The organism is Sinorhizobium sp. KGO-5, assembly GCF_036245905.1.
Lineage (GTDB): Bacteria > Pseudomonadota > Alphaproteobacteria > Rhizobiales > Rhizobiaceae > Sinorhizobium > Sinorhizobium meliloti_A.
Map to the genome: position 1 here is coordinate 183458 of NZ_BDIZ01000004.1, position 15036 is coordinate 198493.

Sequence of the window (15036 nt, forward strand, 5' to 3'; positions counted from 1 at the left end):
TCAAGGAAACAAATGCCGTCTTTGTGCGATGACAGGAGCTGGGCTGCCACGCGAATGCCGACCGTCGTCTTGCCCATGCCGCCAGGCCCGACGATAGTGACAATCCGGAACCGTTGGAACCGCCCTTCCACGATCTTGATCGCTTTCTTCGCGCCCGATCACCTGCGTAAGTTGCTTCGGAAGGTTGTTGTCGACTAATTCCCCCGCGGCAGGTTCGAGTGGCATTCGGGTGACCGGAGCAACGAACCGATAGCCTCTCGAGGGAACGGAGACGACGTAGCGGGGAGTTGCCTGGTCGTCGCCGAGCACCTTTCGGAGCAATGCGATCTGCGCCCTTAGGTTGGACTCCTCCACGGCCGCATTTGGCCAGGCCCTTGCGGTCAAATCGTCTTTGCTTACAAGCTCGCCCGCCTGCTCCACCAACGCGATCAGTATCTCGAGCGCGCGCGAGCCGATCGACAAGGGTTCGCCTTCCTTCAGCAGAACATGTCTGCCAGGATAAAGGGAGAATGGCCCGAAGGTGACCGCGACGTCAGCTATAGCAGTTCCGGCTGGGAGTGCCTGCCCTTCCATTGCATCATCCTGAATGACCGTTGAAAATTTGATACGGACTGAGCGCTACGTCAGTCCAAAATTGGTGATTCTGAAATAAAGACGTCCCCGGCGCACATTTATGCTTCCGAAGAGGGACGTCGTCCATCGATTTTCATCGAGTCTGTCAAGATTACGTGGCTTTGGTCATGAGACCATCGGGAACGGGCCGTTTTTGTCAAGCTCTCGTAGGTTCTAAACCTGTCAGACCGACAGTCTCGCGCCAAAGCCTTTCGGCCCTTTCTGGATCGACGGCATATGGGCGTACTCCATCGGGTCCATCGGGACTGATTGCCGCTATGTCGCAGTTCTCGCAATAGACACCGCCTATCGCTTCAAGTTCCGGCGCGGTGGCGCACCAAACCGCAGTGAAGCGCCTTGTTCCACCGTCTTCATATCCCTGTCCGGATCGATTATCGGTGAGCCGTCAGGCGCAAGGGCTCCTGACGGCGCTCCGAAGAAGCGATACCGCTCGGGTCTAACTGGGTCTTCAGCCTTGCATCGACGAGACTGCGCAGGTCTGGGTCACGAGCGCGAACCCTCGGGCCATCCCGCGGCGGTCTTTTTTTGCCCGAAGAGTTCAGCCGTCGATGGCGGTGAGTTCAGACGTTCGTGCGGGGCTATAAGAAAAATGGTGGGCCCGGAGGGCCTGCCGAATTCCAAGAAAATCAGCTGCTTAGCCCCGTGTGGGACGAAAACACCGCTTCATAAAAATCAATGGTTTAACAAAGCCGCCGTCCCACTTTTTCCGGCCGTTTTCGGCCCTTCCTTTCCGCTCGCATTGCGCCCAGGGAGGCGCGCATGAGCGGGGCACGACCATTTCGGGACGTGAAGCTGCAATGGCTTCAGCAGTTGAGTTGCGACAAGGATTTGAGCGACAACGCGCGATCCGTGGCGCTCTATATCGTCACCACGCATTTGAACGGCCACACCGAAAAGGCGTGGCCGTCCTATCAAACGATTGCCGACGCGACCGGCAAGAGCGTCAAGACCATTCAGCGCGCCGTCCGTGAGCTCGAGGCCAAAGGATGGTTCGAGGTCGAGCGCGGAAATGGCGTCGGGCACAACACGGTATATCGTCCCTCAGCGGCGTCGATTTTACGCGCATCGGATGCCCGCGAAAAGACGGACAACGTTGTCACCCTTTACCCCGACGAAGGCGGTCAAAATCGTCCGGCAAGGCGGTCAGATGTGTCCGGCGAAGGGGGACAAATATGTCCACCAAACCCAGAGAAAGAAAAAATAAAAAAACCTAACCCGCGCGAGGACGCCCCGCCGCGCGTCGAGACGCGGCGAGCCGTCCCGCTCGTTTTCGTCGCCGAGACCAAGGCGGATCAGGTCGAGCAATGGCGCACCTGGTTGCGCCGTCACGGGCTACCATCGATCGACGCCTTGGGCCTTCGAACGGTGAAAACTAGGAGACCGGGTTATGCCTTGCCGGGCTATTGGCCACCGGACGAGACGAGCCCGAGCGCGCTCGATTGGATCGCTTTCTTCAGCCGCCGCCGTGACCACATTGCCGATGAAACCGCCCGGCAGACGACAGTCCGGAGGGCGTCATGACGGCTGGCGATTTGAAGGGAGCAAGGCGACCCCTGTCATACGGCGAGCCGTCCGACAGGGAGCCTTGTGAGGGGAGGCAAGCCTCCCCTTCAAACCCCACCAAGAGCACGCGGCGACCGCCAAAGGGCGAACTCAACGCCGTTGTGGTTTTCCGCTGCACGGCATCGGAAAAGCAGGCGCTGACCGCACGCGCGGCGCGGGCCGGCCTGCCCTTCGCCACGCTGATGCGGGAAGCGCTTGGCCTCACCGAGGCACGCCGCCGCCGTCCGGTTCCCAAGGTGGACCCGGAGCTGGTGCGCGCCGTCGCGCGGATCGGCGGTAACCTCAACCAGATCGCCCGATGGCTGAACACGACCCAGGCTCAGGGCCAGTTGTCCGCCATCGACGCAATCACGGTTGCCGCGCGCCTGGTCGCCATCGAGCGGGCGCTATCGGAAACCCTTGAGCAGTTCACGGCCAAGGATGGCGCGCCGTGCTGATCAAGTTCTTCCGCAACGGCCAGGGCGGCGGATCGGGACCGGTTGACTATCTGGTTGAGCGCGACGTCGTCGCTTACGACCAGAACCGCAACGCGATCCGCGACAAGCGCGGCGAGATCATGCTGTTTGCCCGCGAGCCCCTGCCGGAAGTGCTGCGCGGCGATGCAGACCGCATGCGCGCGCTGATCGACGCCTGCCCCCACCAGTGGACCTATCGCGCCGGCGTCATCGCCTTCACGGCGAAAGACGCGCCGAACCCTGCCCAGCAAAGGCAGGTGATGGACGCCTTCGAGAACCTTGCCTTCGCCGGCATGGAAGCCGACCAGCGCGAAATGCTTTGGGTGCGACACACGCACGAGGGCCGCGTCGAGTTGCATTTCGTGACGCCGCGCATGGAGCTTGTGAGCGGGCGCAGCCTCAACATCGCGCCGCCCGGCTACCAGAAGCACTACGACGCTTTGCGGGATGTGCTGAACAAGGAACACGGCTGGGACGATCCGATGGCCCCGGAGCGCTCACGCGAAACCGTCAGCCTTATCGAAAGCGTCAGGCGCGGCGATGCCCGCGAGATGATCCATGACTGGATCGTCCAGCGCATCGAGACCGGCGAAATCCATGACCGCCCAAGCATGACTGAGGCTTTGACGGCGGCAGGTTTCGATCTGCCGCGCGCCGGCAAAAACTACATCACCGCGCGCGATCCGGAGACGGACGAGCGCTGGCGTCTGAAAGGAGACCTGTTCCGTGAAGACTGGACCCGAGAGAATACCCTTGAGCGAGCGCTTGAAAGAGCGGCTGGCGAGCCCACCCGCTCCGGAAGCCGGCTCGGTGCCATCGCCCTCGACGAGCTTCGAAACCGATTGGAGCGAAGCCTTGAAGCGCGCGCAAGCTACAATCGAGACCGATATCCGCAGCTTCACAGACGCGAACCGCCAGCACTTGAACGCGGCGCTGGCGAAGACCGAGGCGGACGTGAACCGGCTCCGGTCGATGGTGCAACCATACTTCCTGACCATGGGCGCGATGGCGTTGCTGATCGTCCTTTTGAGCTTCACCGCGAGTTGGTTTTGGGCGGGGCTGATGATCGACCGCGCCCAGAGCGCCAGCCTCTGGCAAATGGGCTTGCAGATCAACCAGACCAGCAACGGCAAAGTCCTGACCTGGGACGTCAACCGCCTTCAGCTGATCACCTGTCAGGCCGAGACCGCCAAAACGCCATGCCTGAAGATCTTCCAGGGAGATTGACCGATGAGCGAAACCACCAGACCACCGATGCCCGAGACCCTGTCGCCGCTGGAGCGCGAATTGCTGGGTTACGTCGAGACGTTGATGAACACCTTGCAGAGCGGAACCGCGCAGTTCGAGGCGCTGGAGAAACGCTCGACCGACATGATCGAAAACCGGCAAGCGGCTTTGGAAGGATCGCTGAAATCGCTCATCGCGTCACAGGCTACGTTCATGAACGCCTGGCTCGCCTCCGGCAATCATTCCAGCGGCACGGCCTCGACCGAGCTGACGGAAGCGTTCGCCCTGTTGGAGCAAGCCGAAGCGATGCTGGAGGCGGTCGCGCCGCCGACGTGACAGTTCGATCACCCGCGCCCGGTCGCGGCCGCAACTGATTTTCATTTGCGTCTGGAGTTTCGATCCATGAATTTCATCATTCAGCCCTATCGCTATGCCCTTTCCATTGCCGTGGTTGCGGCAGGTTTCTTGCTGATGGAAACCGCACCCTTGTTCTGGCCACCCATTTATCAGAACGCGCGCGCCGCCATCCTGGTTATGTTTCTCGGGTTTGCGCTGCTGACCTTGGTGGGAGACACCCAGGGCCGCATCCGCAGCGCGTCGGGCTTAGCTGTGGGGGCTGCCCTCCTTGCCGCGTCTGCTCTCGCCCTTACCGACCCCACTATTGCGGCAGGCGTCCTGCTCGACAGCTTCAAGGCCTGGCGCAACGCCGGCTATTCCGGAATCGAGAGCATCCGGGGCACGCTATCGACATGGGATCGCTTCACAGAGGCGCAAAAGCTTGGTGTGCAAACCAGCCTTGCCATCGGCCTGCCTGTGCCCTTGTTCTTCATCTTGCGCGCGATCTCGATTGTCGCCCCAGCTTCGTCAAACCGCATTTCAAAACAAGGCCCATGGCGCGCCCGATGGATGAACCGGAGTGAGCTGCGCCAACTCCGGCACAACGATACCGGCTTGCCGCTCGGTCTCTCCGGCGGCGCGATGCTGCGCTACCGCCCCAACCCGAAGACCGGATGGCGCGCCGGTCACCATGTCGCCATCGCCGGCACCCGCGCCGGGAAAGGGGTGTCCGTTGTCATTCCCGCCATAATCGACCATGACGGGCCGGTCGCGGTCCTGGACATCAAGGGCGAGAACTTCGCCGTGACGCGCCGCTATCGGCAGTCGCTCGGCCGTCAAGTCGTGGTTCTCAACCCCTTCGGTGTCATCGAGCCGTCGAAGGATCGTTTCAACCCGCTCGACTATATCAGGCAAGCGCACCTTGTCCGTGATATCGAGGTCATTGCCGAGGGGCTTGTTCGACCGGAAGGCGGAAACGGTACACACTTCGCTGAAATGGCGAAATCCATGATTGCCGCCGTGATCGAGGTCGTCATGACCAGGCGCGCAGAAGCTGATCGCAATCTGATCACCATCATGGACCTGTTGTTTTCCGCCAACTTTGAAAAGACGCTGACGGAATGGGCTGGGGCGCCGGAGACATTCGGCACCCGCCCGGCCGCCGCCGCTGCCACCTTCCTTGCAGCCGGCGAGAACGAGCGCGGCGCAATCAAGACGACCATCAAGAAGGCATTCGATTGGGCTCGTTCGGATGAATTGCGCACCTTTCTCGGCACCTCCACATGCTCATTCGAAAACCTGTTCGAGGGCCGCGCCGACCTCTTCATGGTCGTGCCGCTCGACCAGGTTGACGCCCAGGCCGTCTTTCTCCGGTTGCTGACGAACATCATTCTCGGCATGGCTGTCCGCCTTGAAGGTGCTCGAAAGCCGAAAAAGAACGTGCTTCTTGTGCTTGACGAGTTTGTCCGTCTCGGGCGCATGGAAAAGCTGATCAACATCGCCAACGTCGCCGCCGGCTGCGGCATCGAGGCGCTGTTCATCACCCAGGACAAGGGCCAGATCGAAAGCGTCTATGGCAAGGGCGACGCCGCCAGCATTCTCGGCTCCTGCGTCACCAGCCGCATTTTCGGTCTCGGCCGCGCCGAATTCGAAACCGCCAATTGGGCCGCAAATGCGCTTGGCGATCAGACGGTGCTCACCCGCACGAAACAATCGTCCGCGAAATTCGGCGAGAGCCGCAAGACCTCCATTGCCGAGCAGCGCCAGAAGCTCATGACCGCCGATCAGATTTTGGAGATGAAGGCGGGGAAGATGCTGTTGCTGACGGGCTCGAAGCCGCCGGCCCTTGTAGATGCAATCGTCTCTCATCGGCATCCGGCATATCGGGGGAAGCTGGATAGAAATCCTATGGTGTAGTTGTTATGTGAGAGGTTCTCGAACGACTACAAGACGCATTCACTTCAATCAGCGGAGACTTCATTACCAATCTGCCGTAGTCCATGCCGTCGCTCTTTATGGCTAATATTTCCCGATCGGGAAATTTCTCTCCGCAAACGTCGTCTGAGGTCACCGGATTTCCCGACCGGGAAATTTTCCTCGACAATATGGATGATATACTGCTACTTTCCCGATCGGGAAATTGAAGATGGCAAAAGAAGTCAGAAGCCCAGCCGATATCGGCGCTCTAGTTCGGAGTGCACGCAAGGAGCAAAACTTGCGGCAGGATGAGCTTGCCGGAGTTGCTGGCGTTGGCCTGCGGTTCATTGTCGATCTCGAAGCAGGCAAGCCCACGGCTCAGATTGGAAAAGTGCTCCAGGTTCTCCAAACGCTCGGTTGCTCTGTGGATATTTTAGCCCCTGGCGAGCGTAGACGATGACGAAGGTTCTTAACGTCTGGTGGGACGGTCGCATTGTCGGACAGTTCACGCAAGACAGACACGGCGACATAGGATTCGCCTATGCTCAGGCTTGGCTTAATGACGAAACCGCTCTTCCGCTTTCGGCTTCTCTTCCTAAGCGACTGGAGCGTTTCTCCCGCCGAGAATGTAGGCCGTTTTTTGGTGGCCTACTGCCCGAGGAAAGCCAACGCCTGGTTGCCGCGCAGGCGTTGGGCGTTTCACCCGCCAACGACTTCGCCCTTCTCGATCGCTTGGGCGGCGATGTCGCCGGCGCTCTTCAGTTGCTTCCGGAAGACCAAGAGCCCGTGGAGGCGGGACCGATTGCAGACCAGCAGCCGACGCCTTTGGATGACGTAGGAATCGTTCGCGTGCTGGACGCACTTCCGATGCGGCCGCTACTGGCTGGCGAGGAAGGCTTGAGATTATCGCTGGCCGGCGCGCAATCCAAAGTGCCGGTTGTTCTGATTGATGGCCAGATCGCGCTTCCGCTTCCCGGCCAGGCGACAACGCACATTCTGAAACCTCCCATCGCGCGCTTCAAGGGGACAACCGAAAACGAAGCCTTTGTAATGAAGCTGGCTGCCGCAATCGGCCTCGACGTTGCGCCCGTAGAGCCGAGATCAGCGGAGGGGCGCTCGTTCCTTCTGGTGGAAAGATATGACCGTGCCCGCGATGACAGCGGCGTCGTGCGCCGCATTCACCAGGAAGACTTTTGCCAAGCGCTCGGCGTGCCGCCGGAAACGAAGTATGCCAGCGAGGGTGGTCCCACCTTCAGAGAGTGTTTCGAGCTATTGCGGCGGGTATCAGCACGCCCGGCTACGGATGTGCTGAAGCTGCTGGACGCCGCTATTTTCAATCTGATTGTCGGAAATGCCGACGCTCATGGCAAGAATTTCTCGATCCTCTATGACCACCAGGGCCCGAGGATGGCTCCGCTTTATGACCTGCTTTCTACGGTTGCCTACCCAGACCTTTCGCCGAAAATGGCCATGAGGATCGGAAAGCGCGCCACTCTCGCCGAGATGGACACCGATGGGTGGCAGGCTTTCGCAAAGGAAGCAGGAATTGGCTTCCCACTGCTTCGTCGTCGGATCTCCGAGCTTTGCGATAACACGACGGAATTGGCTAAAACCGTTTCGCATGAGCTTGCTCACTCATCTACCAATCCGACTGCAATCTCCGAAATCGCCGAACTCGTGAACGGCCGAGCAAAACTCGTTGGCCTGACATAGAGCAGCAGAAGTGATCGCAGAACCGCATTGACTGTCATGTCCCATTTTGCTACATCATTTGATGACGAAATATGGGACATAGATATGGAACCGGCAATCGTAGCAGATCAGCAGGATGTGGATAATCACCTTGCACAAATGGGGCTGACTCGCGACGATCTTATCCGAGCCGTTCGATACGCTGAGAGCGAACGAGCGCTTTGCACAGATAATGACCCCGTTGGATTCGCAAATATGACGGTCTACGCTCGCGCGGGACGCAAACTTCGCGAAACCCTGTTGCCACGGGGCTGGGAAAAGGACGACACCAATAACCAGTGTGCCGTGAAGAACCCGAAGACAAAGGTTAGAATTGTGCCCTGCAACTTCGATGATGGGGCAGGGAATCGGTTGCAAACGCCGGCCAACAAGTCTCCCAAAGGCGAGGTCAGCAGGCGTAAGTCTCTATGCAATCGCACCGCTTGGCTTCCCGGCCTTGTGCCGATCGAGGCACCAGTCGATTCAGACGGTTACGAAACATGGCTGCTGGGAATGCGCATCGACGACAATTTGCCGACTGGTGCTGAATTGTCTCTTCCCGTTGACTTCGACGGTAGCTATTTCACCCAGTTTGGAAAACGCATCATCCTCCTCGACGGCTCGGAAGAGAAAATTACTGAGCTTTCAGATGACGAGGCATTCGAGATCATCGACATTACCGTAAAACGAAAATAGCCATGCCTAATCCAGAGAGAATTGATTTGGTCAGACTGAGGCTCGGTCTGACCAAAATGGCGTTTGCCGAGCGTTTGGGCGTCGATCGCAAAACGGTACAGAGGATGGAGCAAGGTGGTGAAATTAGCGAGCAGCTAATGGAACGCCTTTGCGCCATCTCCGGGTACAGCCGCTCTTTCTTCGAGAAATCCGCAATCGACTATCCGTCCCCTGACGGCGTCAGCTTTCGCTCACTTCGTTCGTTGACAGCAGGCCCTCGAGACGCGGCACTCGCGGCGGGAGCACTTGCCTTTGAGATCGATGATTGGATCCGACAACGCTTCGAACTTCCAGAACACTCCATTCCCCAACTAAATAATCGAACGCCGGTGGCGGCAGCTGCCGCCGTGCGGGCGGCATGGGGAATTGGTGAGAAGCCAATTGCTAACATGGTGAACTTGCTAGAAGCGCACGGTGTAAGAGTATTTTCTCTTGTCGAGGAAACGCGCCACCTGGACGCTTATTCGTTTTGGAGAAATGAAAAGCCATACGTGTTTCTGAATACGCTTAAAACGGCGGAACACAGCAGGTTCGACGCAGCTCATGAGCTTGGCCATCTGGTCATGCATCGACATTCAGGATCAAACCACAAAACTGCTGAAGATGAAGCAAACGCATTCGCATCAGCCTTTTTGATCCCGCCGAATGACCTTGTAGCCAAGCTCCCAAGGGCGCAGTCCTTGCGACAGATTATCCAGTGGAAAAAGCGATGGGGTGTTTCTGCGGCGGCGTTGAATTATGCGCTTCGCAAGAACGACTTAATTTCCGAGTGGCACTATCGCGGAAATTATATTCAGCTCAACAAGCTTGGAAAAGAAAACGAACCTGATGCTATGGAGCGTGAAACATCTCAAATCTGGAAGAAGATACTTTCAGCTCTCTGGTCTGAAGGGATCGCTATTTCGCACATTGCAAAAGAATTGGCTATTCCGGAAGCCGAAATATCCAATCTTCTATTTAGAATAACGGCCCATCCAAAGCGACCCAGCGACGTTCAGAAAAATAAACTGAAGCTGGTGGAGTAGGGTAAAAGCTATTTCTGCCCAGGATTTCTTTCCGATATTAAGCTCTTCAATGCCAAGACTTCTTTCGCCAACGCTTCATTCTCGGCTTTCAGTTCAGTGAATGTCCGCTTCAATTCTCTTATCTCGTCGAACTGCGATGGGATGACTTTCGCCCTTTCGCTATTCTCGTTCAGCCTTTGATCAACAGAATCGGACAGTCTTCGGATCTCCTCGTTAATATTTCCAACTGAGTTATTTATGTAATTTTGATAAAGACCGGTCTGCGACGTGTAAAAAGAAAAATGATTCACCTCGAGGGTGTAAATTCCAATGGCAACTCCAATGATGGATATTCCAGAAACAATAACCCCCCAAAAAGCAATTCTGTTTACTTTCGTCTCTGCGCCTTCAGAAATCCTTTTAGCTTCTCGCGATTCATTTCGCACGTTGTCGACGGCTATCCCGATAGAACTCTGTATCGGGACCAGTTTCCCGTTTCCATTTTCATTTGAAGCCTTCAATATGAACTTCTGAATATCCCAGGTATTTGTTGTGCTAGGATCCTTTCCTTTCGATTTTATATGATCCGACGGAAGTGTTGTTTTAGTGAAGTCAACCCATATTATCCCTTCATTTTCACAGAGAAAATAATCTTCATTTGTGAGATTATGAAGAGGAATACACAGTTTTCCCCAGTAACCTGGGTCAACAATAGGACCTGTGCCTAGAAGCAGTCCGCGATGGACGTGTTTAATCTGAAGATTGAACCGAAGAGCGATGTAAGGAGGCAGCCGAAACTCTAAATCACAATCCACGAATACAATAGAATTCGCTGCGATTTTAAGAATACCATCTTTAAATTCCACGGGCTCCAGTGTGGAATCTTTAAATGTGAATGCTTTAGCCCCAATTCGGCCTTCATATGAAGCCTTTTTCAGTCGCCCCCCTGCTTCACTTGCATCAAAAGGGCTAACTAGACCGGTCTTTTCGACGTAGGCAATGATATGCTCAGCAGCCAATAGCGACGGTGGTATGCTACCCAGCGGATCTGGTTCATTCCTCGCGGATTTCGCAACACTCGCCGCTTGTTCAGTTGACATAGTGTATGCGTTAGTCTTTGCATCCTCCTCAGTCATCGGTCCTGTTGCTCCGCCGTTTCCGCAACGCCGAGTGGAGAAAAACCAAGCCAATCAATTTTGCAGCGGATGGCAGTACTCACCTTGTCGATGAACTGGCGTAATTCGCTTTTCGCATCATACAAATCTGCGTGATCACCAACGTAATCCAGGTGATTCAAAACTATTCGTGTAGGTGAATTGGCAAGGATAGCCCGATGTACTATTTCTGCATCAAACATTCCTACCCGTCTTAATTTATTTGTGACAGTTGTATATTCATGGATGTCGGATCTTCCCGTTCTGTTCGCGATGTCCTCCCAACTGGTTTCATTCAACAACGGACCAGATTCTCCGGCGACTCTAATCGGATAGGAGCGAATAACCAGCGTAACATCATCAACATCGATAGGACTCAATCCAGCCTCAGAAAGAGCGCCGGCAGCTGTAGTACAGCGAGACGTTGCCTTCGGCCAGTAGCCACCCTCAAGCAACGATAATCCGAAACCCTGGGTACCCTCGATCACAACACGAAAGCCTTTGTCCAGACGTTGGCGCAGCAAGACTGATACATCGGTCACAAACTCTTGAAGCGGAGCAAAGTGTGCGGCATCGGGAGAAGTGAGCGGAAAATTGGACGCTTCGCGCGCCACCGAGGCCATTACTGCGCCGCCGACGCCAGAACCTGTGGAACCGATAGCACCTGTGAGGCCGGCTTCTCTTTCCCAGTTTTTATGTTCTGGCAAAATAATCCGCGCGTACGGACTAATAAACACACGTTCTTTAGGATACCGAAGGGCTTCGATCTCAGACAGCAGCAGATCAACGTCGATATACGATCCTGCCGGAAATACGACATCGACATTCTTATCGATGCACGAGGCAGGCATCTGTCGAAGAGCCCACTTCCTACCACTCCGATCGTAACCGGTGTGACCGGAGTTTGGTCCCCCGACACGAATTACGGTCACCGGCCCCCTTGCTCTGCGAGCAATTTCCAGAGCAACCTTGCCTTTTCCTTCGGAGCCGAATTGGCCCCCTACTACGATTGAGACAGGCATGATTTCCCCTTAGTCAATTTGCGTGCAAGCTCAGCAGCACGAATTTTGAGAGTTAATTTATCTGAGTCGTTGACGAAAATCTCGTGAGCCAGCGAGCGGAGCTCTCCTACACGACCCTCGACCTCTGACTTTGCCGCCTGCTCAAAATTGCCGTCAAGCATTCGCTCGTGATAACGGGTCTTTCTTAAGTCCTCAGCAGCCTCGATGTAGATGTGGTGAAAATTGGCTCCAAACCGTTCTACGAGATATGCGTGATCCTCAGGAAAGCGCAGACCATCGACGACGATTGCAGCTCCATCGAAAACCCGCTGTATGGTTTTTTCCGCCAGCCATCGTTGGCGACCTGTCGCATTGATTTCTTGTCCAAGTTTCTGACGATTATAGCGCGTCAACTCGAGGCCACTTTCCCGCAGCATATCGTCGATAACTAGACTGAACCGCGTGTATGAAAAGCCGAGCGCCTGAAGTTCTTCGGCAAACGTCGTTTTTCCGGCAGCGATTGGGCCGCTCACTCCAACGACCAATGGCAGCGCAATTGCATCGGTCTTTGGAATAATCAATGGCGGCTCGTTTTCCGTGCCCAGAGATTCAGTCAAGCCTGCCATATGGAACGTACCGACCAATGCTGAGGTAATGGCATCCAATTCGTCATGGCTGACAGTGGCCGTCACGTAGTCCCCCAAAATTCCAAACTCATGGAGACCCAGTTTCAGCCATTCAATTCCTGCGCCTTTCCGGGGAATTCGCATGATATCTTGAGCCGCCCCTGGGTAGCTCTCGATGACAGGCACCCCGCTTTGCCGGAGCGTATTGGCGAGTTTCATACCTCTGGCGGTCAGCTTTTGCATGCTTGGCAGCAGGCAAGGGTAGACGTTCACACCACGCCTTTTAAGCTCGCGTTCGCATTGTCGCATGATGCCATATTGGTCCCTCCCAGGATCAGAATCTTCGACGCTCACCCGACCGAACGGCAGGCAAAGCGGCGAGTCGATCGAGACGAGGTCGGGCTTAGCTTCCATCGTCCGCTTTAGTATCTCTTCGTCAGAAAACAGCGTTGTGGTTGTCGCATGATTTCCGTCGAGTATGCACCAGCCGGTGCCTCTTGCTTCCGATCCGGTCAGGTCAATTCCTACAACCTTTGCGTCAGCCGCGGGTCCACCCCCGAGGACATCAGCAAAATGAGGGGCTTTCGTCAGGTTGCTTGCAGCGCTCTTAAACTTCGGCAAATCCTGCCAGCCATCGGGTGCTGCCCAGTTAAGAAAACCTACTTTCTGACTAAAAAGGTCCGGCTGGACGTCAAACTGCGTCAGGACATGATCGAAGATTGCTCCCATTGCCGCTATATCGAGGCGATTGTAGCGAACTAGCTTTTCCAAAGCGCTGATTTCGCCCCTCAAATAGCGATGCCACAGCAGCACAGCAGCAAATCCATCGACCTCGGAGAGGTCTGCCCGAAGATCCAGATTGAGTTGCTTCTCGATCGCCTTCTGGCCGCCTGTCAAACCCACGCGCCGGCAGAGATACATCAGGTCGATATGTGTTGTGGGTAATCGGACGTCTGGAAACTCTTGACGCAGAAATCGCTGATCAAAACGAATGCCATTGAAGGTGACCATCGCTTTAGCATTGTATGCGTCTGCCAACAATCTTTGGTGATCGTCACCTTTAACGAGAGTCGACGCTTTGCCGTTGAAAGCCCATCCAACCACGGTGATTTCGTCGTAGTAGTGGCTGAGACCAGTCGTTTCAATATCGAGGAACAGCACCTGCTCTGGGTAGGACGCGCAAAGCGCCAGCTGCTCTCTAAGCAGTGGCGGAAGACGATAACGCTCCGGGGAACTCGCTGTGGATTTTCGACTTGCACTGCGCATCATACGCGAAACACTACCGGGGCCAGGCGCGCAGGCCAGTTTTCCTTTGCGAATATGCTCCATAACGTACTGGGTTGAGCTGAGAGGCTGTGCGTTGCTCTCTGACTTTCTACTGCGATGGTCATTTCGGCTTTACAGATTGTGTGTCTACTGCAAACACAGTAGCTTGGAAGGCTGGTTGTTGCGAGTTCACATTCGGACGACACACTGCAATATTTTTGTGACGCCGGTAGGACATCCAAAGGCATGAAAAGAGAAAAGTCGACCTACGACCTGGGAGATTACGAGCTCTCCGTTGAGCTGATCATAAATGACGAGTCACGCCTCCATGATTACGGAATTCGACGCTCGGCCTGGTTTCGTGGGATTCGCATGATGCGACGCTACGGCCCAGGCCTTGCGCTCGAGTTGTTGGATGAGCGCGCGAATAGATGTTACGAGCGGAAAGACATTCCGATGTGTTATCGCTTGCGTGACCTTATGGTCGCGATTCACGCGATGACCGAAGATGAAGTGCAACCGAACGATCGGGTTCATTGAGTCCCACCCTCTGCTGTGAGCCACTTGACTGACCAAGTGCCGTTTCGATCCCCCAACTTCGACGAAATATCTTGGCATAGAGACCTGGCCCGTTCATCGAGCTTCCATGGCGTGTTGCAGATAATTATGCCGCTTCCAGCCAAGTTTTCTCCATCCTTTCGAAACGGCAGGAACTCAATTCTTAGGCTCTTCGGATGCTGAGCACTGACGACAGCATCAGCAATCGCATCTCCGATTTTTGAATCTTTAATTGGATACCAGAGGCAAAAAATTCCGGTAGCCCATTTGCGCATGCCCTTATTCAAGGCGGAGATCATATTTTGAACTTCGTCTTTCTGCTCAAACGGCGGGTCAATGAATACTAGACCTCGTCTTTCGACCGGCGGCACGAGCGCATTGATCGCTTCATATCCGCTCCTGTTTTGGATAGTTACACGCCGGTCAGAGCGGTATCTGCTTTGAAGCGCAACATAGTCATCAGGATGTAATTCGCAGGCGATTAGTCTGTCGGTGGGTCGAAGCATCTGGCGCGAAATCTCAGGAGAGCCCGGATAATGTCTAAGAGTTCCTGCGTTCACCGAAACGACGATGTCGAGATATCGCTGACAGGACGGAATACCGATATCGTAGATTTTTTCGATACCATCAGCTTTTTCCCCGGTCCGTAGAGCCTGATCGGATTCCAGATCATACATGCCAATGCCCGCATGGGTGTCCAGGACGAAGAACGGCTGCATCTTCTGCGTCAGATGCTCCAAAAGAAAGACCAAAATTGAATGCTTGAAAACCTCTGTGTGGTTACCTGCATGATAAGCATGTCTATAGTTCATCTTGTAGGCTCAATTTAT

At 55.4% G+C, this 15036-nt stretch carries 14 protein-coding genes; 9 read left to right on the forward strand and 5 right to left on the reverse strand.

Features of this window, described 5'->3' with window-relative positions:
* The gene (locus BHD07_RS19205) at window positions 1–573 is read right to left on the reverse strand and encodes a winged helix-turn-helix domain-containing protein (RefSeq protein WP_338282574.1); all 573 of its coding nucleotides are present in this window, start codon (window positions 571–573) and stop codon (window positions 1–3) included.
* 819 nt (window positions 574–1392) lie between these two features.
* Between BHD07_RS19205 and BHD07_RS19210 the strand changes: the two genes are divergently transcribed.
* The 8 genes from BHD07_RS19210 to BHD07_RS19245 all read left to right on the forward strand — a co-directional run bounded on the left by BHD07_RS19210 (window position 1393) and on the right by BHD07_RS19245 (window position 9622).
* Window positions 1393–2154, forward strand: a complete 762-nt coding sequence (locus tag BHD07_RS19210) for a helix-turn-helix domain-containing protein (protein WP_338282576.1) — start codon at window positions 1393–1395, stop codon at window positions 2152–2154.
* A complete protein-coding gene (locus tag BHD07_RS19215) occupies window positions 2151–2633 on the forward strand; it encodes a MobC family plasmid mobilization relaxosome protein (RefSeq protein WP_338282578.1) in 483 nt (160 codons plus the stop codon). Before BHD07_RS19210 ends, BHD07_RS19215 begins: the two co-directional genes overlap by 4 nt.
* The gene (locus BHD07_RS19220) at window positions 2627–4252 is read left to right on the forward strand and encodes a relaxase/mobilization nuclease domain-containing protein (protein WP_338282581.1); all 1626 of its coding nucleotides are present in this window, start codon (window positions 2627–2629) and stop codon (window positions 4250–4252) included. Before BHD07_RS19215 ends, BHD07_RS19220 begins: the two co-directional genes overlap by 7 nt.
* 28 nt (window positions 4253–4280) lie before the next feature.
* Window positions 4281–6131, forward strand: a complete 1851-nt coding sequence (locus BHD07_RS19225; protein WP_338282583.1) for a type IV secretory system conjugative DNA transfer family protein — start codon at window positions 4281–4283, stop codon at window positions 6129–6131.
* A gap of 229 nt (window positions 6132–6360) precedes the next feature.
* A complete protein-coding gene (locus tag BHD07_RS19230; protein ID WP_173514122.1) occupies window positions 6361–6591 on the forward strand; it encodes a helix-turn-helix transcriptional regulator in 231 nt (76 codons plus the stop codon).
* Window positions 6588–7844, forward strand: a complete 1257-nt coding sequence (locus tag BHD07_RS19235; RefSeq protein ID WP_338282586.1) for a type II toxin-antitoxin system HipA family toxin — start codon at window positions 6588–6590, stop codon at window positions 7842–7844. Before BHD07_RS19230 ends, BHD07_RS19235 begins: the two co-directional genes overlap by 4 nt.
* Before the next feature lie 84 nt (window positions 7845–7928).
* Window positions 7929–8558, forward strand: coding sequence for a hypothetical protein (locus tag BHD07_RS19240; RefSeq protein WP_338282587.1), 630 nt, complete (start codon window positions 7929–7931; stop codon window positions 8556–8558).
* Between the two features lie 2 nt (window positions 8559–8560).
* Complete coding sequence (locus tag BHD07_RS19245) at window positions 8561–9622, forward strand: XRE family transcriptional regulator (protein WP_338282589.1); 1062 nt, start codon at window positions 8561–8563, stop codon at window positions 9620–9622.
* Window positions 9623–9630: 8 nt separating this feature from the next.
* On the opposite strand, the gene BHD07_RS19250 is transcribed toward BHD07_RS19245, so the two are convergent.
* Genes BHD07_RS19250 through BHD07_RS19260 form a run of 3 tightly spaced genes read right to left on the reverse strand, consistent with a single transcriptional unit; the run spans window position 9631 to window position 13711 of the window.
* On the reverse strand, window positions 9631–10737 hold the full coding sequence (locus BHD07_RS19250) for a hypothetical protein (RefSeq protein ID WP_338282591.1): 1107 nt from the start codon (window positions 10735–10737) through the stop codon (window positions 9631–9633).
* Window positions 10734–11777: an adenylosuccinate synthetase gene (locus BHD07_RS19255; RefSeq protein WP_338282593.1), complete on the reverse strand. Its 1044-nt coding sequence runs from the start codon at window positions 11775–11777 to the stop codon at window positions 10734–10736. Before BHD07_RS19255 ends, BHD07_RS19250 begins: the two co-directional genes overlap by 4 nt.
* Window positions 11759–13711, reverse strand: a complete 1953-nt coding sequence (locus tag BHD07_RS19260) for a ribonuclease H-like domain-containing protein (RefSeq protein ID WP_338282595.1) — start codon at window positions 13709–13711, stop codon at window positions 11759–11761. The genes BHD07_RS19255 and BHD07_RS19260 overlap by 19 nt, the downstream gene beginning before the upstream one ends.
* A 183-nt stretch (window positions 13712–13894) precedes the next feature.
* Here BHD07_RS19260 and BHD07_RS19265 point away from each other — a divergent pair, with 183 nt between their 5' ends.
* Window positions 13895–14188 carry a hypothetical protein gene (locus tag BHD07_RS19265; protein WP_338282597.1) on the forward strand — a complete coding sequence of 98 codons (294 nt, stop codon included), beginning with the start codon at window positions 13895–13897 and terminating at the stop codon, window positions 14186–14188.
* Here the strand turns inward: BHD07_RS19265 and BHD07_RS19270 are convergent.
* Window positions 14182–15018, reverse strand: a complete 837-nt coding sequence (locus BHD07_RS19270) for a 23S rRNA (adenine(2030)-N(6))-methyltransferase RlmJ (protein ID WP_338282599.1) — start codon at window positions 15016–15018, stop codon at window positions 14182–14184. The two genes, BHD07_RS19265 and BHD07_RS19270, sit on opposite strands and share 7 nt — an antisense overlap.
* Window positions 15019–15036: the final 18 nt, after the last annotated feature.